Raw genomic sequence first — 22,124 nt, forward strand, 5'->3', positions numbered from 1 at the left:
GAAAAAAATAGGGAGGATTGGACTGCGTACAAATTTTTAGTACCAGGTAATAAAAAATTTGTTATAATAGAGACAAATCCTTCATTCTTCAAACAAAGGAAGTGCACTATGTATAAATTTTCAGGCTATACCGTCAAATTATTATTTGGTCTCCGAGGTGGAATCAAAGTATATCAAAAAGAGAATCTGCCAACTGATCGGGGTTTTGTCATTGCTTGTACACATGAGGGTTTTGTGGATGTTCTTGCATTAGGCGCAGGAATTCTTCCGTTTGAGATCCACTACATGGCGAAAAAAGAATTGTTTGCAAATAAATGGATCGGTGGATTTTTAAAAAAGATTCATGCGTTTCCAGTTGATCGAGAGAATCCTGGGCCAAGCAGTATTAAAACGCCCATTAAATTATTAAAAGAGGGAAAGATCGTTGGGATTTTTCCAAGCGGCACACGTACTACAGAGGATGTTCCTTTAAAAAGAGGAGCGGTTACCATTGCGCAGCTCGGTAAAGCGCCAATTGTTCCAGCCGCATACAAAGGACCTTCAAATGCGAAAAGCCTTTTCAAAAAAGGAAAAATGCGCTTAATCATCGGTGAACCGATTGAGCTGTCTGAATTTGACCATCTGCCGCCAAAAGAAAGATTAGGTGCCATGACAGAAGTATTAAACACAAGAATCAAAGAGCTAGAAGCTCAATTAATGGAAAAGGCATAAGAAAAACGACCGCTTGCTTAGGCAAGGGTCGTTTTTTTCTTAAGAAGCGCCTTCTTCAGCTGCTTCTAATAATTGTTCATTTAACTTTTTTACTTCGATGTATGCCACATGGTGTCCATCGACTTCATTAATAATAAATTCATAGCCTTGTTCACGAATGGCGTCATTTTTCTCTACTTCATATTTCTGAGTAAGGAACCAGCCGCCGATTGTGTCGACCTCTTCATTATCAAGCTGTATACCTAATAGCAGGTTGACTTGATCAACAAGAACCTTGCCATCAAAGATGTAATGGTCTTCTCCAAGTTTACGCACTTCGTTGATTTCATCAATGTCGAACTCATCACGAATTTCACCAACGATTTCTTCAAGGATGTCTTCAACAGTGACAAGACCTGCTGTACCGCCATATTCATCTGATAAAATGGCCATGTGTACACGTTCACGCTGCATTTTGAGCAGTAAATCATGAACAGGAACCGTTTCAATCACATGAATAATCGGATTTACAAACTTTTCGATCGTATCGCTTGTAGAGCACTCACCGCTAATGCAGGCAGTGAGAACCTCTTTAATGTTAAGAACACCGATAATGTTATCTTTGTCGCCATCTTCAATTGGATAACGTGTATATTTCTCTACCTTTGTTACCTTCAGCATTTCCTCAATGGTAATATCATATGGGAAGCTGACAACTTCGGTACGAGGAATCATAATTTCTTTCGCCAGACGGTCATCAAATTCGAAAATTTTATTTACATATTTGAATTCAGACTGGTTAATCTCGCCGCTCTTATAGCTCTCTGATAAAATAATCCGCAATTCTTCCTCAGAGTGCGCCATGTCATGCTCAGATACTTGCTGAAGACCGAACGCTTTCGTTAACAAACGAGCAGATCCATTTAATACCCAAATAAACGGGAACATCACTTTATAAAAGATCATCAGTGGTCTAGCAAAAAGAAGGGATACTTGCTCAGCCTTTTGAATGGCGAGTGTTTTCGGTGCAAGTTCTCCAACGACAACGTGTAAAAACGTCATGATACTAAACGCAATAATAAAAGTGACAATAGAACTAGCTGATTGAGGAATGGACAGCTCTGCAAAGAGCGGCGCAAGCATATGCGCGATTGTTTCTTCCCCTAACCAACCAATACCAAGGGCGGTAATGGTAATACCAAGCTGACAGGCTGATAGGTACTCATCAAGATGAGTCGTTACATGCTTGACAGCAACTGCTGTTTTATTACCTTCTGCGATTAACTGATCAATTCTTGAGCTTCTTAAGCGAATGATCGCAAACTCTGATGCAACGAAAAACGCGGTTAAAGCTATAAGTAAAGCGACTATGAGTAAATTAACTATGTCCAATTAAGGCCTTCGTTCTGACTTTGAGAACGAAGGTAACACCTCCTGTTTAGTAAAAATTTTAACTTAACAGCAGTAAAAATGATTGGACAGCCGTCATTTTTTCAGGAGTAAGCTGCTCTTTTAGTTTTTCACGTTGTTCTGGCTGAAGCTGCTTACAACGTGCCAAAATGCGGTCCATATGCTCATTCATCCGATCGATATCAGAGGTTAAATGGACAAGTTCATCATGATCTTCCTTTTGAGAAGGGAATTGTTCATCTAATCTGGATTTGATGTCAGAAAGAGCCAATCTCTGCTGTTTGCAAAGAACGATTAATTGTAATCGTTTTAAAGCATATTCATCGTAATAACGATAATTTGAGCAAGATCTAACAGGCGCAAGCAAACCTAGATTTGTATAATAATCTACAGTTCGTTTCGTCACCTGTGCAATCTGTGCTAGTTCACCAATACGATACTTTTTCTCAGCCCCATCTGAACATCTCCTCCTAACCGTCACGTTATAGTTTATGAAAATAGTTTAATATAATTCTAGTCTGAAACACAAGTTAATTGTTCATATTTCCTGCCAATAAGAAGAAACAGAGGAGGATTTCCCTCAATTTAGTCAGTCATGTCAAAAACAGCATGATGATACAGGAATTTTCAGATTATTTATGGTAAGATAAAATGAATACCGTTTCATATATATGTAGAGAGGCGGAATTTTACGTGAACCGGAGGTGGTTAAGTGGGGCCCTCAATGTAGTCTTATTTAATCAGTTAACCGTTTTGCAAAACATAACATCATCAATCAGGAGGTGACTCCTTGTTCTTCTAAGAAAGAGCAAGGTTAAATGGACGATATTGTTAATCTGAGTATAGTCGGTGTTTTGATTGCTTTAACAGCTTTCTTTGTTGCATCTGAATTTGCCATAGTAAAGGTGAGAAGTTCAAGAATTAATCAGCTTGTTGCCGAAGGGTCCAAAAAGGCTATCATGGCGAAAAAGGTGACATCAAGGCTAGATGAATATTTGTCAGCCTGTCAGCTCGGTATTACGGTGACATCTCTTGGTTTAGGGTGGATTGGTAAGCCGGCTGTGAAAGAACTTTTGGTTCGAGGTTTTGGTTTGACAAACATTCCTGATTCAGCAATCAGCCTGATCTCAGCAACACTTGCGTTCTCTATTATTACCTTTTTGCATGTAGTTGTAGGTGAGCTTGCACCAAAAACGCTTGCCATTCAAAAGGCGGAAAAAATGACGCTATGGCTGTCAGGCCCGCTGCATGCATTTTATATCCTTATGTTCCCTTTCATTTATGTGTTAAACGGATCAGCCCGTTTGCTAACTAAAATGATGGGCATCGATATGGGGTCTGAAAAAGAACATTCCCATTCTGAAGAGGAATTGAAGATTTTATTATCTGAGAGCTTAAAAAATGGGGAAATCAACCCATCAGAATATAATTATATGAACAAGATTTTCGATTTCGATAATCGAATTGCCAGAGAGATCATGATACCGCGGAGAGAAATTTGTGCGATTCCAGAAGATATGCCGTTAGATGATATCCTCGCCATCATGACGCAGGAAAAGTATACACGTTTCCCTGTTTTTTCAGGAGATAAAGACCATGTCATTGGCATGCTGAACAAAAAGCAGCTCTTTGCAGATCTTGTGTATCAAGGAGAAAAAGATCAACTGAAAATTCAAGATTATATATATCCAGTGATTGAGGTCATCGACACGATTCCTATTCAAGAGCTTCTCGTTAAGATGCAGCGTGATAGAATGCATATGGCGATCTTAACTGACGAATACGGCGGAACGTCTGGACTTGTCACAACGGAAGATATTTTAGAAGAGATTGTCGGAGATATTCGAGATGAATTCGATGAAGATGAGCAGCCAGTTATTCAAAAAAGAGCCGATCATCATTATGTTTTAGATGGCAAAGTGAGATTAGATGAAGTTCAAGATTTGATCGAGATCTCTTATCATGATGAGGAAATTGATACAATCGGCGGACTCATCTTAAAAGAGAATATTGATATCAGAGAAGGACAATCCGTCTATCTTGATGATATTCGAATGAAAGTGCTGGAAATGGATGGACGCTACGTTAAAAAGATCGATTTGAAAAAAGGCGTCACATCGCCAGAAAAAGGCAGCGCACGCACTGGGCTTGATATAAAGGAGCCGCTTTTAGTAAACGAAATGACCTTGAGCGAAAAATAAGCTCAAGGTTTTTTTAGGTATTTAGTCTCTTTTGAACGAATGTATGTTCGGTATATAATAAGAACAAACGTTCGATATAGGGGGATGGACATGCTTTGGTATGAAACAGCAAGTATCACGGAGAAAAAAACCTCAATGAAACGAATTGAGTTTCATTTAAAGAATTTCAAAAATTATCAAGCAGCGATCTTAAATATCGAAAGGCAGCTTGAAAAAAGAAGCCCGCATCATCTCGACCACATGACTCGGAAAAAGTTAGAAGAACAAAAAAGTCAGTATGAACTCATCGTTGCTTGTATTGAAACGGCATTAAAAGAGTTGGACGAAATAGAGCAGCAGCTCATCGATTACAAATATTTTCGAGATTGGCGGATGGCAAAGTGTGCAATGGAAATTGGCTATAGTGAAAAAACACTCTTTTTGATGAAGCGCCAGCTCATGGATCAGCTGCTCATCAGCTTAGCCGCCATTACCAATATTTAAATAAGATGCTGTCCTATTTGATAAAACGCAGCAAAGAGACATAAAGACCCGATGATTGTGACCAGCAAGTAGACAGCAAGAAGTCCAATTTGCCGCTCATGCAGCATGGACGCAGCTTCTACACTAAATGTAGAGAATGTTGTAAAACCACCGAAAAACCCAGTACCAATGATCATAAGCAGCGGATCATTGTCAGACACTGCACCTGTCAGTAAACCTAAACCGGCAGCGCCGAGTAAGTTGATGAGAATAATACTATACGGAAAACGAGTATGAAACTTGGTTTTCTGAATCGATTGACTGAGGAAAAAACGAAGGGCACTGCCCATCCCGCCGGCAACAGCTGTATAAAATACAATCATTTATCTGCTTCCTTTCGGCTGCTCATTTTGTTGAAAGAGGCGCTGAGCGGTGATCAGTCCACATAAGGCAGCGCCCACTCCAGCAATCACTGAGAGTAGAATGTACATGATACTTGATGTGAACAGTCCATCCTGTAATAAGAGAACCGTTTCTTTAGAAAAAGTGGACATTGTCGTAAAACCACCGCAAAATCCTGTTCCGATCAAAGCAGCAAGATATTTTTTTCCTTTCCGAAACATAAAATATCCTGTTGAAAAGCCAAGAAACAGACTGCCTGTAATGTTTTCAATCAGTGTTGCATAGGGGAATGTCTGGCTGACAACGGATTGGCTAAGTTCATATCTGCAAAGGGTACCAACCAATCCACCGATAAATACGGCGAGATATGCTTTCATTTAATCATTTCTCCTTTAGAAAAAATGGCGGGTGATCCGTCACCACTCCATCAATGAGGTATGTTTTCATCCTGTCGGCTGTTTTTTGATCTTTCACTGTCCATATAAAGACATCCATTCCAAATGAGTGGATGCGGTCAATCCACCATCTGTTGATCATCGTTTTCTTCATATTAAGGCAATTCGCAAAGGAGCTGTACTCCGCTAATTTCCTTTTCGTCAGTTTAAAGGCAGAGGGTTTTATAATAAAAGCTGTTCGAAGAGAAGGGGCGTAAGCTTTGACTCTTTGAAGTGCATTGGCATCAAAAGATTGAACCATGATGTGACGGGAATAGGCAAACCGGTTGATGATGTCGACAACTGCCTTTTCAATCCCAATCTGCCGTTTTGGATGCTTGATCTCAATCAGTATCCCGACACGATGAGTGTACCTTCCAAGAATTTCCTGTAAGGTGGGAATTCGTTCGTTGGCGTACTGTGAATCAAACCAGCTTCCTGCATCCAGTTTCTTCAGCCGATCAAGTGTATAACTTTTCACTAAGCCGCTTCCGTTAGTTGTTCGATTAACGGTATCATCATGGATGACGGCTACGTGCTGATCCATTGTCAGCTGGACGTCTAACTCAATATAATCCGCACCTTGCTGAACAGCTAAATCAAATGCGGCGATTGTATTTTCTGGGGCAGCGCTTGAAGACCCTCTATGCGCGATAATATACACATGCTCCAGCTCCTGACATAAGTTCTGGTCTTATCATATCAAATTTTTGCTGTTTTTCCTTCTTTACTATATGGAACGATGGAGAGCTGTATGTAATGGAACATGGCGTGTGGTGAGAAAGCATCGTGTATAAAAGGTGAAAAGTTGCAGGAATATCCCAAGCTCTTATTGAGTAAATCTGAACTACATCATTTTTTCTTCGATCAATTTTGTCCAAATCGTCAGCGTTCGTCAAAATATTAGTGCTTTCGTCATGTTGACTGAAAATTCTGATGTTTTATAATGATGAAAAGGAGGCGAGATGATTGGGTAAAGGGAGAATTAGAGTGGAAGAACGTATTAAGGCTGAAACGGATGCTGAAATGTTTAAAGCGACTCTCCTTGATCAGGCTCAGAAGAAAAAGTAGTTTGCTGCCCGTCGATATGTCTCTAGCCAAAATTTCATATTTGAACTTCATGCCTCGGGATCAGTCCCGAGGCTTTTTATGTAGAGGTCAGACATTTAAGAGAGGACATGAACGAAGGTTATATTATAAACTAGAGAGGATTGTTTTAAAGGAGAGAGACAGACATGTTTACACAAAAATGGATGGATACATATTTTACAGTAGATATTGCGATCCAAATTGGTATTAGCCTTTGTATTTTATTGCTTTTTTTATTGCTTCGGAAAGTATTTACGAAGTATTTATTTCAGCTTCTGTTTAGGCTGACGAATCGGTCTAAAACGGAGGTCATTAACCAAATTGTTGTGGCATTTGAAAAACCAGCCAGGCTGTTTTTCGTGGCACTTGGTTTATATTTTGCGTTAAGACAGGCACCATACTTTGAGCATCATATGGATATCATCGTTAAATTGTATAGATCTTCTATTATATTAATGCTGACGTGGGGGCTTTGTAATTTAACCGCTGCATCTTCTTTCTTGTTTCAAAAGGTCAATTCGAAATTTGAATTAGATATGGATGATATTTTAGCACCATTTTTATCAAAGGTACTTCGTTTCATTATTATTGCACTGAGTATTAGCGTCATTGCACAAGAATTTAATTATGACGTAAATGGACTTGTGGCAGGGCTTGGTCTAGGTGGTCTAGCATTTGCGCTCGCTGCTCAGGATACAGTGGCTAACTTTTTTGGAGGGATAGTCATCATTACGGAGAAGCCTTTTACGATGGGCGACTTTGTGGAGACACCAAGTGTACTTGGGACTGTGGAGGACATTACATTTCGAAGCACAAGGTTTCGAACACCTGCTGAAGCCGTCGTGACCGTTCCGAATTCTACGCTTTCTAAGGAGCCAATCACAAACTGGACAAGAATGAATAAACGTCAGATTACGTTTTCTGTTCGCGTTTCCTACAATACACCAAAGGAAAATATTGATCAGTGTATTAAGCGTCTCAAACAGATGCTTCACGAGCATGATGGGGTGCATAAAGAGACGATTATGGTAAATCTCGATGTACTGGCAGACAGCTATTTGAACTTGTTTTTCAATTTTTACACAAACACGACAGCTTGGTCTGAAAACCTTGATATTAAGCAGGATATTAACTATCGCATCATAGATATTTTCCACGAGGAAGGCGTAGAATTTGCTTTCCCTGGTCAGGCCATTTATATGAAACAAAAAGGTGAGAAGCAGCTGGGTGAATAAAGGAGGAATGGTGCGTGGATCAAACAAAAGTGGAAGCACTAAGAGAGAAATTATCGCAGGCTTCACATATCACAGTACTCTCAGGTGCAGGTATGAGTACAGAATCGGGTATTCCTGATTTTAGATCAACGGGTGGTCTGTGGACAGAAGATACTTCCCGCATGGAGGCGATGAGCCGGTCCTACTTTTTATCAAACCCTCATCAATTCTGGCCGAAATTTAAGGAATTGTTTCAGATGAAAATGAGTGGAGAATATGAGCCAAATAGCGGGCACACCTTTTTAGCCAGCCTTGAGCAACAAGGGAAGCATGTGGATATTTTTACCCAAAATATTGACGGTCTTCATAAAAAGGCGGGAAGCCAGCATGTATATGAACTCCATGGCTCCATTCAAACGGCCACTTGTCCATCGTGTCAGGCGGTATATGATCTGCCTTATTTATTAAAAGAAGAGGTGCCGGTCTGTCAAAAGGTTTCCTCAGACGGCAGTACGTGTGGACGTGTGCTAAAAACAGATGTTGTCCTATTTGGCGATATGGTCAAACATTTAGACCAAGTAGAGACATCACTTCAGAAAACGGACATGCTCCTCGTCATGGGGACTTCCCTGGAGGTAGCGCCAGCAAGGTATATTCCAGAAGATGCAGCTCATGATCCTTCCATCTTCATGGTGATGATGAATTTGAGTGAAACAGAATTCGATCCGCTTTTTGATCTTGTCTTTCATGAGCGAATTGGCGATCTCGTGAAAGCTTTATAAATCATTAAAAAACCCGCATCCTAAAGGTGCGGGTTTTACTTTATTGCTGCAGCGGCTTCATTGTTTCATCAAGGACTTCAAATGTATAGCCCTTTGCCTTTAGCTGCGTAATTAAGCTGCTTAAGTATTTTGCCGTCGCCGGCTGATCATGCATTAAGATGATTTTTGGTTCTTTTGGATATTTTGTCTCCAGCACTTGCAGCTGATTTAATACCTCTGGTACATATTTTGAGCTTTTATATTTCCAGTCAAGACTGTCAATGGTCCAGTCCCAGTAGACAAAGCCTTTTTGTTTTAAGCGTGCTTTTTGCTGATCGGTTAAATTTGGGGTGCTGCCATAAGGTGTTCTTACAAGATGGGTATACTCACCTGTGACAGAAGCCAAAATGCGCTGATCTTCCTTCATCTCGTTAACAGGAGAATCACTTTTTTGATAAAAGCGTTTCACATCATGGGTAATACCGTGAAGCCCTAATTGATGACCTTCTTGATGGAGTCTTTTCACAGCTGCCGGGTGTTCTTTAATCTGCGGTCCGAGCATAAAGAATGTGGCTTTCACTTGATGCGCTTTTAGCACATCTAACAGCTGATTTGAAGTCGCTGATGGACCATCATCAAAGGTTAAAAAGATCGTTTGATCCGTTATATGTTTATTTGAATGGATCTTAAAATGTGCATCTAATGTTTTCCGAGAAGCATCTTTTGCTTTCATACTAGTACTTGTGTCCCTAAATTGACTGCTCGCAGACAATTTCGCCGGCTGATCTGCTGCCTGCATATTGGTTTTGGACATATCCCAAATAAAAAAGAGGATTAGTGTCAGGATGACAAAACCAATCGCCTTTGAGAGCAGCATTGTGTTTGAAGGTGTCTGTTTTTTTTTAACCCGTTGCATTACAATCGCTCCAATAAATCAAAAATTTGTGTCGAAATCATGTAGTGGATTCTGTCTTTTTTCGCTGTTTTTTGTCGTGTTTATATGGAGTAAGTATACAGGAAAAAAGAGCCTATGAATATAGAAGATGCTAAAAAATTGGAATCTTTTTGGTTATCAAACTATATTTGTTATAATAGAAGGTTATCCATTTCATACGATGTGAAATAATTCTGAATAATCATTGAAACGTACCCATTTATCCGCTAAGATAGCATCAGATTCAACCATTAATGCAAAGCGAAGGGGAGATTCCATATGAAAGTATTGTACAATGGAGATTTCATTGAAAAAAAGGATGCACATGTTGATATTGAGGACAGAGGCTATCAATTTGGTGACGGAGTCTATGAGGTCATCCGTGTATACAATGGTACTTTGTTTACGTTAAAGGAGCATACAGAGCGTCTGTTCAAGAGTGCAAAGGAAATTGGCATTCATCTGCAAGGTACAGTATCTGATATGGAAGAAAAGTTACAACAGCTCGTCGCTCACAATCAATTAACAGATGGCGGTGTGTATATTCAAGTTACGCGGGGTGTCGCCCCTCGTAAACATCAATATAGTGATTCTCTTACTCCTCAAATCACAGCATATACGTTCCAGGTGAAAAAGCCTGTTCAAGAACAGAAAGCTGGGGCAAAGGCCATTTTATCTGAGGATCTTCGCTGGTTAAGGTGTGATATCAAAAGCTTAAATCTTTTATATAACATCATGGAAAAGCAGAAAGCATCTGAAGCTGGTGCGTTTGAAGCAATCCTTGTGAGAGACGGTTTTGTGACCGAGGGAACCTCCTCGAATGTATATGCCGTGATTGATGGCGTGATTCGTACTCATCCTGCAAACAATCTCATTTTAAACGGCATTACTCGTAGAAAGCTGCTGGAGGTATGTGAGGAAGAAGGATGTACGGTTGAAGAAACTCGTATAAGCAAAGAAGAACTGCTGCGCGCTCAGGAAATCTTCATCAGCTCGACGACAGCTGAAGTCATTCCGATTGTTGAAATAGATGGCGAGCCCGTAGGGGAAGGCGTTCCAGGAGAGCTGACAAAACGCGTACAGGAAGGCTTCCAGCAAAAAATTAAACATGAAAGTGAAGCATCCATCTCTTCATAAATAAAAAAGGCTGTAAACCAATGTTTACAGCCTTTTGTGATGCATTTATTTCACAATAAGCACAGGTATATCTGATTTTGCTGATAACTTTTCACTCACACTGCCAAACAGCATTTTTTTCAATCTGCTTTGGTCACGTGCTCCCATGACGATGAGGTCTGCTGATATTTCCTCCGCATATTCGATAATCGCTTCTGCTGGTTCTCCTTCTACAATTTCAATGGCAGCCTCAAACTGCTCCTCATTTAAAAGCATTCGTGCTTCCGCAACGACCTCTTCTGTATGGTCTTCAAAAATCAAGGGACTTTGCTGTTCATCGTGAGGTACATATACAGGGGGAGTTTGAAGATCTGCCGTACCGCCGCCGATATAAGCTCCGCCAGTCATTGGGCGCGGTGCATCAAACACCTGTCTGTCTGTTTTGCCATCATGTGCATAGGTAACGGTCAGCTTGGCATGCAAGGTTTTAGCTAAAGCGATTGCCTTTTTTAATGCTTTCTTACTGTCTTCATGTCCATCAAACGCTACGACCATCCGATCAGCTTGAAACAATGTCCTCATTCCTTTCAAAAGGAGTCTTTACACTCATGGTATACCCGTTAATAGAAAAAGATACACATGAAGGAGAATGATTTTTGTTAGAAAATTTCATTTATTGAAAAATATTTATTGACAAAATAGTGACAGCCACTATAAGATAAAAAAAGATTCAAGAGCCAAAAGGAGGAAATGTCATGTGCAACATTGGAAGATTGAAATCAAACTGCATGAATGGGTTGATTCACGTGACAATTACACCTTCATTGGTCATTGAAAAGGAACTCGTCTGTTCCAATTGATCGGATGAATCAAGGCGTATGTTGCGTATTTGTCAACATGCGCCTTTTTACATGACGAAAAGAGGCGTACCAGCAAGCTGGTGGCCTCTTTTTTTATTGAATTCATTTCGTATTTCGAAATAAAGGGATGAAAAACAACAAGTAAATGAAGAGGAGTGAAAGCATGTGAACATGCCAAAATCAAGACAAATGACAAAAGCTCAAAAAACGAAACAAGGTGACTTGCAGGAAAATTTAGAAAGCGGCTAGCTTGAAAAGGAGAGACAAACATGTTTTCAGTATTTGCGAAATTAGGCTGGTTCTTTAAAAAAGAGTGGAGGCGTTATACGATTGCTATTACGCTCCTGCTCATTGTGAATGTGCTTGAAATGCTGCCGCCAAGATACCTAGGCCAGGCAGTTGATGACATTCGTTCTGGTCAATTTACAACATCCAGTATTGTGTTTTATGTGACCATTTTTTGCTTACTAGGTGTCGTCGTCTATACACTTACATATTTTTGGATGTATCAGTTATTTGGCGGCGCAAATGTCATGGAGCGTGTGATGCGCGGGAAACTGATGCGCCACTTGCTTAAGATGACGCCTACCTTTTATGAAAAGAAAAAAACCGGCAACTTAATGGCATTAGGTACAAACGATTTGAATGCTGTGGCCTTAACGACAGGTTTTGGCGTTCTGACCTTGGTTGATTCCACTGCTTATATGCTGATGATCTTCTTTACGATGGGGCTGACGATTAGCTGGAAATTAACCTTAATGGCGATTATCCCTATGCCGCTGATGGCGCTCTTGATTGCGTTTTATGGAAGCAAAATCCATGAGCGCTTTACAGTCGCTCAAGATGCATTTGGTGATATGAACGATCGCGTTCTTGAATCAGTGGCAGGTGTCCGGGTCATTCGCTCTTTTGTGCAGGAGAAACAAGATGTCGAACGCTTTCGAGAAATGACAGATGATGTATTTCAAAAAAACATGCGAGTGGCGATCATTGATTCTTTGTTTGAGCCGACAGTGAAATTACTTGTGGGGATCAGCTACTTAATCGGGATTGGCTACGGAGCCTATCTCGTGTTCCAAAGTGATTTAACCATTGGGGAGCTTGTTGCATTTAACGTCTATCTTGGCATGATGATCTGGCCAATGTTTGCGATCGGCGAATTGATTAATATTATGCAAAGAGGAAATGCGTCGTTAGACCGGTTAAATCATACACTCAGCTACAAGCCGGACGTAACAGATGCTGCTCAGCCGAAAACGTTACAAGAGCCTGGAGATATTGAGTTCGATCATGTGACATTCAGGTATCCAACTTCATCTAAAGATAATCTCATTGATGTGTCCTTTACTGTACGAAAAGGGCAGACGATTGGGATTACAGGCAAAACGGGAAGCGGCAAAACGACCATTGTCAAACAGCTTTTGCGCCAGTACCCGGCAGGTGATGGGCAAATCTTGCTATCAGGTGTTCCAATCCAAGACATTGAATTAGATCAGTTATTTCAATGGATTGGATACGTACCGCAGGATCATATACTTTTCTCAAAAAGCGTGGAACAGAATTTGCGCTTTGGTCATCGGGATGCGAAAGAAGATGAGTTAGCACAAGCAATCAAAGATGCTTACTTTGAAAAGGATTTACGCCTTTTGCCAGAGGGTCTGGAAACCATGGTTGGGGAAAAAGGTGTGGCGCTGTCAGGCGGACAAAAACAGCGAATATCCATCGCACGTGCTTTATTAATTGATCCAGACATTTTAATTCTGGATGACTCATTATCTGCGGTAGATGCAAAAACAGAAACCGCTATTTTAGAAAATCTAAGACAAAACCGTCATGGCAAAACGACGTTTATTACAACTCATCGCCTATCAGCTGTTGAACATGCGGATCTCATTCTTGTCATGGAAGAAGGACGCATTGTCCAAAAGGGCACCCACAACGAGCTCATCCAGCAGGATGGGTGGTACAAGGAACAATTTTTGCGTCAGCAGCTGACAAATCAGCTGGAAGGAGGGGATGAGGCATGACAACAGGAAGAAGACTCCTTGCCTACGCACTCCTATATAAGAAAGTATTGTCTGTTGCCTTAATCTTTCTAATGATTGCAGTTGGTGCTGAGCTGACAGGACCGTTTATTGGGAAGAAAATGATTGATGATCATATTTTAGGTGTAGAAAAACCGTATGTCGAGGTCAATGAAAAGACAGACAAAACCGTTTATTACCAGGGAAATAACTATATACGAAGCGATCGATTAAATAATGGAATGGATTCTGGAAAGCAAATCAATGTAGTGCAAGTCGGGTTCGGTTACTATTTTGTGAATGAGCCGATTCGTTTTGATGGAAACAGAAAAATATCGGGAGATCAGCTCACCATTGATAATGGAAACGAGCGTGAGACCTATGAGGTACAGCGTTTATCAAAAGAGGAGATTTTCGCTTTTTATCAGCCAGAAATCAGTGGTTTGGTGCAGCTTGTTCTATTTTATCTAGGACTGCTCATCGTTGCGATTTTCTTTCAGTATGGGCAGCATTATTTGCTCCAGAGGATTGCAAATCGAATTATTCAAAAAATGAGGGTAGACGTATTTGAGCACATCCAAACACTGCCGATCCGATATTTTGATAATTTACCGGCTGGAAAGGTTGTCGCGAGAATCACAAATGACACGGAAACCATTCGTGATTTATATGTAACAGTCCTTGCTAATTTCGTGACGAGTGCCATTTACATGATTGGGATTTACATTGCCATGTTTTTGTTAAATGTAAAGCTGGCACTCATTTGTTTGGTCGCAGTACCGATTATTTTCCTATGGTCGATGACTTACAGAAAGTTTGCATCAGTGTACAATCACCGCATTCGTTCGATCATCAGTGAAATTAATGCCAAGCTAAATGAAGCCATTCAAGGGATGACAATCATTCAAGCGTTTCGTCATGAAAAAGCGACGCAAGAGGAATTTGATGAGCTGAACAACAATCACTTTCGATATCAGCGAAAGATGCTGCATTTAAATTCACTTCTTTCACATAATTTGGTTAACCTGCTGCGAAATTTAGCATATGTGGCACTCATTTGGTATTTTGGCGGTGCTTCGTTAAGTGCGACAGGCATTGTGTCCATTGGTGTGCTCTATGCGTTTGTCGATTATTTAAATCGATTGTTTCAGCCGATTACAGGCATTGTGAATCAATTCTCTAGGTTAGAATTAGCAAGGGTTTCATCGGAGAGGGTTTTCCGATTACTAGATGAACCAGGAACAGAAGTGGAAGAGCCTGTTCAGAAGAAGCTGGAGGGACACGTTCAGTTCAAAGATGTCACCTTTGCTTATAATGAAGGGAAAAATGTCTTAAAGAACATTACGTTTGAAGCAAAGAAAGGTCAAACGGTTGCACTTGTGGGGCATACTGGTTCTGGGAAAAGCTCGATCATGAACTTGCTGCTGCGTTTTTATGACATTCAGCAAGGAGACATTCTCATAGATGGCGAAAGCATTTATGATCAGTCGCGCCAAACGCTGCGTAAACAAATGGGCATTGTGCTGCAAGACCCGTATTTATTTTCTGGAACAATTGCTTCCAATGTAAGCTTAGGAAATGAAGACATCAAAAGAGAAACCATTGAATCTTCATTAAAGCAAGTAGGTGCAGCAGAGTTATTGAAGCACCTGCCAGAAGGTTTTGATGAACCAGTCGTTGAAAAGGGAAGCACCCTTTCCTCAGGGGAACGTCAGTTGATTTCATTTGCGCGCGCATTGGCGTACGATCCAGCGATTTTAATTTTAGATGAAGCCACAGCCAACATTGATACAGAAACAGAAGCGATCATTCAGCGGGCACTTGATGTAGTCAAAGAAGGAAGGACGACTTTTGTGATTGCTCACCGATTATCCACTATTAAGAAAGCCGATATGATCTTGGTGTTAGAAAAAGGTGAAATCGTCGAGCGTGGCAGTCATGAACAACTCATGCAGCAAGAAGGGCTGTATGCACAAATGTATGAACTGCAAAAAGGTGCTGTTGCCAACAGCTGATGAATAGTAGAAAAAAGAGCCTCTTCCAATTGAATGAGGCTCTTTTCCTTTGCATGAAAAAGTCGGAGATTCTGTTCTCGACTTTTATTGATTATATTGTTTGGACAGGCTGCATCATCAATAAGCGATGCCGACGCGTTGATGTACAAACTCCTTCGAATTTAACTGCTGATATAAAAAGTGTGCGGTATCTTCAACTGAAATTTTCTTTCCATCTATAGGGAGAAAATCTTTCTCATAGCGATATGACCGTGTCACTTCTCCATTTGGTAAATAGGTTGGACAAATAATGGTCCAATCTAGATCAGTCGATTGAAGGATTTCAAACGCTTTCGCATGCTCTTTAGCTGCTCGGGAAGTGGTCCGTCTTGATTCATTTGTTTCAAAACGGTAGAGCTCCGGCTGCTTTCTTGCTTTTAAAATACCTGCTGTACCAATTGTAATAATTCTAGATGTATTTGTTTGCTTCATGGCTTGTACGATATGCTCCATTGAAACAGATAATGTATCGTCACCATCTGTTGATAGACAGCTCACAACAATATCTGCTCCTTTGATTGTCTCAAGCACATCTTCCCGATTTCTTGAATTGCCGGTGACTTGAAACATACCCGCAAGCATTTCTTCTCGGTTTGTTCGAATCAATGAACGAACCATGTAACGATCATCTACTTGAACGAAACGAAGAAATGCTTGTCCTACACGTCCATGAGCACCGAAAAGAGCTATTTTCATCTGTTCGATCCCTCCACTACATACTATAAGTGAAAAGGGCACAAAATGGTACAACTTTTATGTGATGCTTTTTTTATATAGATGAAAGGATCGAATACTATGAGCATATTCACATAATAGAGAGATACCTACAAATTGTAAAAGTTCAAAGTTCATACCAGAAATAATGTCCATGAAGATCCGCTCCTTTCTACTACATGATATGAGCTGAAAGGAGTTTGGTGAGGGATAAAAACAAAAAAAGAAGACACCATAAGAGGTGCCTTCTATGATCCAAATATGAAATTAAGCTTTTGTTCCGCCAAGGTTTTGTTGAGCGAAAGACACAAGACGTTTTGTAATTTCTCCACCAACTGAACCGTTAGCACGAGATGTTGTTTCTGCTCCAAGGTTTACACCAAATTCAGAAGCGATTTCGTATTTCATTTGATCGATCGCTTGCTCTGCTCCAGGAACTAGTAATTGGTTTGAACTATTAGAATTTGCCATGATGTGATTCTCCTTTTTGTATATGTTTTGTTTTTTTGGTTGGGTTTGCTGGAATCGCACCAGCGAAATGATCAAGTCATTTGCCACTTGGCGAAACCCAATGCCGTAACTGCTTTGTACTAAGTATTATGGTTATTTCCGAAAAAAACATACGAGAAAAGAACATGGTAAATGTTGTGTTAACATACAAAAAACCATCACCCAATGATGAGTGATGGCGCTGCTTATATATCTTCTTATTCTGCTGAGCGGATGCGCAGCTCCGTATCCGCATCAAAGAAATGGGCTTTGTTCATATTAATCGCAAGAGGGATAGACTGTCCGGCCTGTACATCGGTACGAGAATCAACACGTGCAATAAACGATTGATCATCGATAGAAGAATAAAGCATCGTTTCTGCTCCCATTAATTCAGCTACTTCTACATCAGCATTAATTTTTGTGCCTTCAGACGCCTCTATAAATACTGGTTCATCGTGAAAATCTTCTGGTCTGATGCCTAAAATGACATCCTTTCCAATATAGCCTTGGCTGCGTAATACTTTCATTTTTCCTTCTGGTACACGAATATGTGTTTTTCCAACCGCAATGGCACCGTCTGAGAGCTTTCCTGTGAAAAAGTTCATCGCAGGTGAGCCGATAAACCCACCTACAAACACATTCTCTGGGTTTTCATATACATCTTTCGGCGCTCCAACCTGTTGAATAAATCCATCTTTCATGACAACAAGGCGGGTTGCCATTGTCATGGCTTCAGTCTGATCATGTGTCACATAGATAAATGTCGTTTGCAGACGCTGATGAAGCTTAGAAATTTCAGCACGCATCTGAACACGGAGTTTTGCATCTAAATTAGAAAGCGGCTCATCCAAAAGAAAAACCTTTGCATCACGTACAATTGCTCTGCCAAGTGCAACACGCTGCCTTTGACCGCCAGACAGTGCTTTTGGTTTCCTGTCTAAATATTGCTCAAGCCCTAATATTTTAGCGGCATTTCGTACCCGCTCATCAATTTCTGCTTTCGGAAACTTCCGAAGCTTTAATCCAAAAGCCATATTATCGTATACATTCATATGAGGATATAATGCATAGTTTTGGAAAACCATTGCGATATCCCGGTCTTTCGGCGCTACATCATTCATCCGTTTTCCATCTAACAGAAAGTCTCCTTGTGATATTTCTTCTAGACCTGCAATCATGCGAAGGGTTGTTGATTTCCCGCAGCCTGATGGACCAACAAACACAATAAATTCTTTATCTTCTATATGTAGATTAAAGTTGTCTACTGCTGTTACCTTGTTATCGTACACTTTATAAATTTGATTCAGCATCATTTCAGCCATTAGCTGTCAGCCTCCCCAGTCCCTCTTTTTTGAAAGCGCTTTACTAGTAAATAAAGTGTATAAAATGAGGAAGAGTCTGTAAATGGACAACGTGCACAACATCCTATTTTCATTTTTGGGCAGGGTGCTCATGTCTTCGTTCTTTATGAAAGATCGAGTAGAATCATCATCAAATAAGCAGCTGATGCTTCTGGAAAATGTCGTATATCTAGACCAGTGCGCTCAATAAATTTATCAATTCGATATTGAAGACTGTTTCTGTGAACATATAACGCTTTTGCTGCCTTGGATGCGTTTAAATTACATTGCATATAGGTCATGAGAGTGCGATAAACATCCCGGTCAAAGACCGCTTCTTTAAAAGCATCTGAAATAGCGTGAGTGAGTGCAGATGCATCATAACAAATGAACGATGGCAGGCATTGATAAAATGTGGCAGCCCCTGATCTAAGCTTTTCTCGCTGCAGATGGCATAAAAAGAGCTGTTGTTCATTTAATAACCTCATCTGTAAATGGTCATTAGGCAAATGCAGCTGTCCTTGCATAAAGACTGAGTCTGTTAAAAAATCACTTGTAATAGCCAGAGACAAATCATTTAACTGATCTAATTGACTGTTTTCTGATGTGGCGTTTGGTTGAATCAGCATAGCTGTTTCAGGGCCTGTCCATATGAAATGAGTATGTTCGAGGCTGTTATTCACAGCCTCTTTTATTTGCTGTCTTTGTTCTTCTTGATGGATCATTTGAAAATAATAAACACGGACGGGATGTTGGACAGTTTTGAACCATTTTTGTTCATCCTCGGTCTGCGCTTTTTGAAATAGATCAATTGGTGTAAGAAAAGAGTTGAGAAGAAGTGTTTCTCTTTCTGAAAGCTCCGATTTGTTTACTCCAAATATTTCACCTTCGTCTGTTTGATACCAAAGAATTTGTTTGTCATGAGTAGGTGTGCTGATGATATGGTTTCCGTAAACAAGTTTTAATTTTTCTAACATGGCGGGGCTCCTTAAACAGTTTAATCATAGACATGGAACAGCATTAATTCGTGGATTTCTTCTTTTAAAGTTGGTTCTACTTCATGGGGCGGAAGCTGAGAGCCCCATTCAATGTCACCTGTTTTGTGGTAGATGCCTTCATAGTGCGCACCGTTGTGGAAAAAGGATATTTTCCAGCCTGGCAATTGTGCTTTCTTAAAAAGGGGTTTCCATTGAAAATGAGAAATCATATCATCATTGCCTCCTTGCTTTTATTGATGAAACAATAAACAAACACGACAACACGGAAACAACCTTGAACTTGATTTTATTGTATCTCATCTCATGAAAAGAGCATAGAAAAAGCATAGATTTAAGATCACTGACATGTGACAAAAAAGCGTCAGTAGACGTTTGCGTGATCTGAAGTTGTGAGTGCCGTTTTTGAAAGGTAAGATGCGTAATCCATGATACTTTTCCCAATCATCCATTCTGATTTTTTCAAAGAGACATGCTGGAAAATCTCTCGGCCAGGGCGAGAATTAGCTTCGAACATCCAAATTGCACCTGTTTGATCAATGCCTAAGTCAAAACCGATTTCACCGATATGCCCGGACATTTTTTTATCTATCACCTGGCTGAGTATGATGGCAGTATGAGAAAGCTGCTGTAAAATCTGCAAACGTTTCTTTTCTTCTGGAAAGACAGCATAAAGTGTTTTCACCGTTCCCCCGTGTAACTGGTGAGTCGTGATGTTATGATCTCCAGAAACCTTTGCTGCAGCTGCTGTGACTGTCCAATCACCTTCTTTATTTTTATTCGTATGAACTCTGAAATCCATCGGTTGATTGTCTATTTGAAGAAGCTCAATGCCTTGTTGTGCAATAAAATCATGAATTGCATGATCCTTTCGCAGTCTTTGAACAAACTGATCTATTGAATCATATGGAATGGACTTTCCAAAATTTGAGAATACAGTGATTCCGTCGTTTTCCTTCTTTAACTGATAAATCCCGTCTCCATGACTTCCGTTTGTCGGTTTTAAGTATATAACTTGATGCAGGTGGAGAAGTGTTTCAATTTTAATTAGAGCGTCCACGGGATCTAATTGTACAGAATGTGGGAGTAAGGACCATGTTTTTTCATCTGTTAATAGCTGTTCATGAATCTCCCATTTATTAAAAAAGTAAGGATTGAACCAAGGGATATCATAGTCTTGAGTGAGTTTTCGCTTCGTTTCTTGTATGAGTGCCGACTGAGCAGCTTTTCTATTTGGAAGCCGGTCATAAATAACTGACGGAAGGGGAAGCTGTTTTTTAACCCATGAATCTTGCTGGTACAACAGTCCTTCTACAATTCCTTTTTCCCAATCAATCGAATGTGACCCAAAAAGATAGGCAAAACCAAGATGCTGCCTGAAAGAGTGCAGCAGTTTGATAAAAAATTCTGATCTCGTTCCCAATGGCTGTGTACTTTGCTCAAAACCCGCAGTGAAAATGCCCATCAACGGCCCTATAAAAAGTGTATGGTCAATGATGATCACATCAGCTTTTGATTGGTAAGGAATCAGTAATCCTCTGTATAGATCTTCAGATAATAAAATTTTATTTGGATGCTGATGATAGGAAATGTTGAAGCCATCTACTAAACGAGACCCTATAGCAAGAGAATAGATGGCATCTTTCTGTTTATAATTGACGGGAAGATGAATTGTTTTTTCACTTGTGAGGTGTGGGGCGATGATGCAGCGCTTTCTGTTCATAAGAAACCTCCTTCGGTTGAGACTTTATCGATTGCGCATATTCAAGAATGATACGAATCAATTCGTGTTCCTTCTCAGGATAAACTTTTAAAAAAGCGGACCGCCCTGGCTTTGATCTGATATTTGATATGAAAAGTCTGCCTTCACTTGAATGAAGTAAGTCTACTGCGAATTCAAAGCAAGGAGAGTAAGTTTTATCTATATAAGCTGGGATTGATGCCTGAATGGATGCAATATCATCTAAAAGGAGTTCCTTGATGTGTGGCTGCAATGTATTTAGATAGTGTTCAAAGCCTATCACAGGAGCTGATTTTTGTGTATGACTTAAAAGACTATTTTCTGCAGGTGATTTTGTGTGAATTCCCATGCGTTTCCATTGATTTTGTGAATCTTTCATAAGGAAAATCTTGATTTCATTGAATAAAATTTCTTTTTGATCATTCGTGTTGAAAAATTGAAGAAAATACCGGCCTGCATATTTTTTGCACCAGCGCTCCAGCTCTGACGTACGAGAAAATGTAATGGTTTGATTGGAACTTAGCTGAACGGTAAATGTTGATTTGCCATCAAAGGAAATGAAGTAAGTAGATGCTGCATGCTGATGGGAGAGAGGCTGCATTCTACAATAACCGCCAGCCCCGCACTCCCTTACCATATTGATTAGGTCTGAGGGCTCTTTTAATATAAAGCAGCCAGGTAAATATGGCTGTAAAGCAGAGCGGAGACGGAGCTGCTCAAATAGCACCATTTTATTTGAAATGCCGGTATTCAAAAAATTTGTTTTTGGATATTTTTTTAGCCATTCCATGATGGGTTTTGCTTTTTTAGATTGTGCGTCATGCCGGTAAAGACATCGGTCATAAATCAAGTCGGGAATCGGAAATTGTGCGTCGGCAAACCCTTGGCCATTCGTATATGTTTGGCCTTGTATCAAATTTGAAGCCGGCTTTAAATCAAATGGTGTAAAACGAACAACCACTAAACGATAAGAAGAGGCAGCTTTGGCGAGCTGCCGTGTGAATGCCTCTTCATACTGCGGAGAAAGGCTCACAATACCTAATGTTGTCATTTAAAAACACCTTCTTTTCAACTTCTTTTTTTTACCATCACAAAAACATTTTTTTATGATTTTACATAAAGCTTGCGCTCCTTTATCATTACGACAGATCGCTTGATCATATGTCTCGCTGCATGCTTCATTTGCTTGGG

23 protein-coding genes are annotated in these 22,124 nt (G+C 40.2%); 9 read left to right on the forward strand and 14 right to left on the reverse strand.

The features are described from left to right. The first annotated feature begins 108 nt into the window (after nucleotides 1-108). Nucleotides 109-711: a 1-acyl-sn-glycerol-3-phosphate acyltransferase gene (locus MHB41_RS04730; protein WP_024425286.1), complete on the forward strand. Its 603-nt coding sequence runs from the start codon at nucleotides 109-111 to the stop codon at nucleotides 709-711. 39 nt (nucleotides 712-750) lie between these two features. On the opposite strand, the gene MHB41_RS04735 is transcribed toward MHB41_RS04730, so the two are convergent. Together MHB41_RS04735 and MHB41_RS04740 are read right to left on the reverse strand one after the other, a co-directional pair. Beyond that, entirely contained in the window at nucleotides 751-2,082 is a 1,332-nt protein-coding gene (locus MHB41_RS04735; RefSeq protein WP_034282244.1) for a hemolysin family protein, read from the reverse strand. Nucleotides 2,083-2,140: 58 nt separating this feature from the next. After that, entirely contained in the window at nucleotides 2,141-2,581 is a 441-nt protein-coding gene (locus MHB41_RS04740) for a MerR family transcriptional regulator (RefSeq protein WP_034667702.1), read from the reverse strand. Nucleotides 2,582-2,918: 337 nt separating this feature from the next. Between MHB41_RS04740 and MHB41_RS04745 the strand changes: the two genes are divergently transcribed. Continuing rightward, entirely contained in the window at nucleotides 2,919-4,301 is a 1,383-nt protein-coding gene (locus tag MHB41_RS04745; protein WP_034282243.1) for a hemolysin family protein, read from the forward strand. A gap of 90 nt (nucleotides 4,302-4,391) precedes the next feature. Further along, nucleotides 4,392-4,784 (forward strand): hypothetical protein, encoded by a 393-nt coding sequence (locus MHB41_RS04750; RefSeq protein WP_034282242.1) that lies wholly within the window; start codon nucleotides 4,392-4,394, stop codon nucleotides 4,782-4,784. Here the strand turns inward: MHB41_RS04750 and crcB (MHB41_RS04755) are convergent. The 3 genes from crcB (MHB41_RS04755) to MHB41_RS04765 are packed head-to-tail and all read right to left on the reverse strand — an operon-like array spanning nucleotide 4,781 to nucleotide 6,263. After that, nucleotides 4,781-5,146: a fluoride efflux transporter CrcB gene (gene crcB / locus MHB41_RS04755; protein WP_041116974.1), complete on the reverse strand. Its 366-nt coding sequence runs from the start codon at nucleotides 5,144-5,146 to the stop codon at nucleotides 4,781-4,783. The two genes, MHB41_RS04750 and crcB (MHB41_RS04755), sit on opposite strands and share 4 nt — an antisense overlap. Then, nucleotides 5,147-5,542 carry a fluoride efflux transporter CrcB gene (gene crcB / locus MHB41_RS04760; RefSeq protein ID WP_327828435.1) on the reverse strand — a complete coding sequence of 132 codons (396 nt, stop codon included), beginning with the start codon at nucleotides 5,540-5,542 and terminating at the stop codon, nucleotides 5,147-5,149. It lies immediately after the preceding gene. Between the two features lie 4 nt (nucleotides 5,543-5,546). Continuing rightward, nucleotides 5,547-6,263, reverse strand: a complete 717-nt coding sequence (locus MHB41_RS04765) for a glycerophosphodiester phosphodiesterase family protein (RefSeq protein WP_340899085.1) — start codon at nucleotides 6,261-6,263, stop codon at nucleotides 5,547-5,549. A gap of 305 nt (nucleotides 6,264-6,568) precedes the next feature. Here MHB41_RS04765 and MHB41_RS04770 point away from each other — a divergent pair, with 305 nt between their 5' ends. From MHB41_RS04770 to MHB41_RS04780, 3 genes are all read left to right on the forward strand, one after another. Further along, nucleotides 6,569-6,670 carry a YhdX family protein gene (locus tag MHB41_RS04770; protein ID WP_017360338.1) on the forward strand — a complete coding sequence of 34 codons (102 nt, stop codon included), beginning with the start codon at nucleotides 6,569-6,571 and terminating at the stop codon, nucleotides 6,668-6,670. A gap of 164 nt (nucleotides 6,671-6,834) precedes the next feature. Next, nucleotides 6,835-7,923 (forward strand): mechanosensitive ion channel family protein, encoded by a 1,089-nt coding sequence (locus MHB41_RS04775; RefSeq protein WP_046310398.1) that lies wholly within the window; start codon nucleotides 6,835-6,837, stop codon nucleotides 7,921-7,923. 14 nt (nucleotides 7,924-7,937) lie between these two features. After that, nucleotides 7,938-8,684 carry an NAD-dependent protein deacylase gene (locus tag MHB41_RS04780; protein WP_340899083.1) on the forward strand — a complete coding sequence of 249 codons (747 nt, stop codon included), beginning with the start codon at nucleotides 7,938-7,940 and terminating at the stop codon, nucleotides 8,682-8,684. A 40-nt stretch (nucleotides 8,685-8,724) separates the two neighbouring features. Here the strand turns inward: MHB41_RS04780 and MHB41_RS04785 are convergent, their stop codons facing one another. Then, complete coding sequence (locus tag MHB41_RS04785; protein WP_046310400.1) at nucleotides 8,725-9,579, reverse strand: polysaccharide deacetylase family protein; 855 nt, start codon at nucleotides 9,577-9,579, stop codon at nucleotides 8,725-8,727. 297 nt (nucleotides 9,580-9,876) lie between these two features. On the opposite strand from MHB41_RS04785, the gene dat reads away from it, so the two are divergent. Then, a complete protein-coding gene (gene dat, locus MHB41_RS04790) occupies nucleotides 9,877-10,734 on the forward strand; it encodes a D-amino-acid transaminase (RefSeq protein WP_061109614.1) in 858 nt (285 codons plus the stop codon). Nucleotides 10,735-10,779: 45 nt separating this feature from the next. On the opposite strand, the gene MHB41_RS04795 is transcribed toward dat, so the two are convergent. After that, nucleotides 10,780-11,286 (reverse strand): universal stress protein, encoded by a 507-nt coding sequence (locus MHB41_RS04795; RefSeq protein WP_034282233.1) that lies wholly within the window; start codon nucleotides 11,284-11,286, stop codon nucleotides 10,780-10,782. A gap of 556 nt (nucleotides 11,287-11,842) precedes the next feature. Between MHB41_RS04795 and MHB41_RS04800 the strand changes: the two genes are divergently transcribed. Further along, nucleotides 11,843-13,600, forward strand: a complete 1,758-nt coding sequence (locus MHB41_RS04800; protein ID WP_340899078.1) for an ABC transporter transmembrane domain-containing protein — start codon at nucleotides 11,843-11,845, stop codon at nucleotides 13,598-13,600. After that, the gene (locus MHB41_RS04805; RefSeq protein ID WP_111927066.1) at nucleotides 13,597-15,612 is read left to right on the forward strand and encodes an ABC transporter ATP-binding protein; all 2,016 of its coding nucleotides are present in this window, start codon (nucleotides 13,597-13,599) and stop codon (nucleotides 15,610-15,612) included. The genes MHB41_RS04800 and MHB41_RS04805 overlap by 4 nt, the downstream gene beginning before the upstream one ends. A 117-nt stretch (nucleotides 15,613-15,729) precedes the next feature. Here MHB41_RS04805 and MHB41_RS04810 read toward each other — a convergent pair whose 3' ends face one another. The 7 genes from MHB41_RS04810 to MHB41_RS04840 all read right to left on the reverse strand — a co-directional run bounded on the left by MHB41_RS04810 (nucleotide 15,730) and on the right by MHB41_RS04840 (nucleotide 21,984). Further along, complete coding sequence (locus MHB41_RS04810) at nucleotides 15,730-16,347, reverse strand: NAD(P)H-binding protein (RefSeq protein ID WP_041109935.1); 618 nt, start codon at nucleotides 16,345-16,347, stop codon at nucleotides 15,730-15,732. A 285-nt stretch (nucleotides 16,348-16,632) separates the two neighbouring features. Then, a complete protein-coding gene (locus tag MHB41_RS04815; RefSeq protein WP_024425744.1) occupies nucleotides 16,633-16,836 on the reverse strand; it encodes an alpha/beta-type small acid-soluble spore protein in 204 nt (67 codons plus the stop codon). A gap of 236 nt (nucleotides 16,837-17,072) precedes the next feature. After that, the gene (gene ugpC / locus MHB41_RS04820; protein ID WP_046310404.1) at nucleotides 17,073-18,179 is read right to left on the reverse strand and encodes a sn-glycerol-3-phosphate ABC transporter ATP-binding protein UgpC; all 1,107 of its coding nucleotides are present in this window, start codon (nucleotides 18,177-18,179) and stop codon (nucleotides 17,073-17,075) included. Nucleotides 18,180-18,322: 143 nt separating this feature from the next. Next, complete coding sequence (locus MHB41_RS04825; RefSeq protein ID WP_342502607.1) at nucleotides 18,323-19,174, reverse strand: helix-turn-helix domain-containing protein; 852 nt, start codon at nucleotides 19,172-19,174, stop codon at nucleotides 18,323-18,325. A 20-nt stretch (nucleotides 19,175-19,194) separates the two neighbouring features. Continuing rightward, entirely contained in the window at nucleotides 19,195-19,404 is a 210-nt protein-coding gene (locus MHB41_RS04830; RefSeq protein ID WP_003211787.1) for a YheE family protein, read from the reverse strand. A 152-nt stretch (nucleotides 19,405-19,556) separates the two neighbouring features. Continuing rightward, nucleotides 19,557-20,915 (reverse strand): YheC/YheD family protein, encoded by a 1,359-nt coding sequence (locus MHB41_RS04835; RefSeq protein ID WP_340899070.1) that lies wholly within the window; start codon nucleotides 20,913-20,915, stop codon nucleotides 19,557-19,559. Continuing rightward, a complete protein-coding gene (locus MHB41_RS04840) occupies nucleotides 20,872-21,984 on the reverse strand; it encodes a YheC/YheD family protein (RefSeq protein WP_120207493.1) in 1,113 nt (370 codons plus the stop codon). Before MHB41_RS04840 ends, MHB41_RS04835 begins: the two co-directional genes overlap by 44 nt. Nucleotides 21,985-22,124: the final 140 nt, after the last annotated feature.

It is taken from the genome of Bacillus sp. FSL H7-0578, from assembly GCF_038630855.1.
GTDB classification, from domain to species: Bacteria; Bacillota; Bacilli; order Bacillales; family Bacillaceae; genus Bacillus; species Bacillus safensis.

Excerpts from the sequence above, each read along its gene's own strand:
- crcB (WP_041116974.1), bottom strand. The coding sequence starts at position 5,146 with ATGATTGTATTTTATACAGCTGTTGCCGGCGGGATGGGCAGTGCCCTT.
- MHB41_RS04730 (WP_024425286.1), top strand. The coding sequence starts at position 109 with ATGTATAAATTTTCAGGCTATACCGTCAAATTATTATTTGGTCTCCGA.
- MHB41_RS04805 (WP_111927066.1), top strand. The coding sequence starts at position 13,597 with ATGACAACAGGAAGAAGACTCCTTGCCTACGCACTCCTATATAAGAAA.
- crcB (WP_327828435.1), bottom strand. The coding sequence starts at position 5,542 with ATGAAAGCATATCTCGCCGTATTTATCGGTGGATTGGTTGGTACCCTT.
- MHB41_RS04815 (WP_024425744.1), bottom strand. The coding sequence starts at position 16,836 with ATGGCAAATTCTAATAGTTCAAACCAATTACTAGTTCCTGGAGCAGAG.
- MHB41_RS04775 (WP_046310398.1), top strand. The coding sequence starts at position 6,835 with ATGTTTACACAAAAATGGATGGATACATATTTTACAGTAGATATTGCG.
- dat (WP_061109614.1), top strand. The coding sequence starts at position 9,877 with ATGAAAGTATTGTACAATGGAGATTTCATTGAAAAAAAGGATGCACAT.
- ugpC (WP_046310404.1), bottom strand. The coding sequence starts at position 18,179 with ATGGCTGAAATGATGCTGAATCAAATTTATAAAGTGTACGATAACAAG.
- MHB41_RS04840 (WP_120207493.1), bottom strand. The coding sequence starts at position 21,984 with ATGACAACATTAGGTATTGTGAGCCTTTCTCCGCAGTATGAAGAGGCA.
- MHB41_RS04745 (WP_034282243.1), top strand. The coding sequence starts at position 2,919 with ATGGACGATATTGTTAATCTGAGTATAGTCGGTGTTTTGATTGCTTTA.
- MHB41_RS04810 (WP_041109935.1), bottom strand. The coding sequence starts at position 16,347 with ATGAAAATAGCTCTTTTCGGTGCTCATGGACGTGTAGGACAAGCATTT.
- MHB41_RS04800 (WP_340899078.1), top strand. The coding sequence starts at position 11,843 with ATGTTTTCAGTATTTGCGAAATTAGGCTGGTTCTTTAAAAAAGAGTGG.
- MHB41_RS04830 (WP_003211787.1), bottom strand. The coding sequence starts at position 19,404 with ATGATTTCTCATTTTCAATGGAAACCCCTTTTTAAGAAAGCACAATTG.
- MHB41_RS04835 (WP_340899070.1), bottom strand. The coding sequence starts at position 20,915 with ATGAACAGAAAGCGCTGCATCATCGCCCCACACCTCACAAGTGAAAAA.
- MHB41_RS04825 (WP_342502607.1), bottom strand. The coding sequence starts at position 19,174 with ATGTTAGAAAAATTAAAACTTGTTTACGGAAACCATATCATCAGCACA.
- MHB41_RS04750 (WP_034282242.1), top strand. The coding sequence starts at position 4,392 with ATGCTTTGGTATGAAACAGCAAGTATCACGGAGAAAAAAACCTCAATG.
- MHB41_RS04785 (WP_046310400.1), bottom strand. The coding sequence starts at position 9,579 with ATGCAACGGGTTAAAAAAAAACAGACACCTTCAAACACAATGCTGCTC.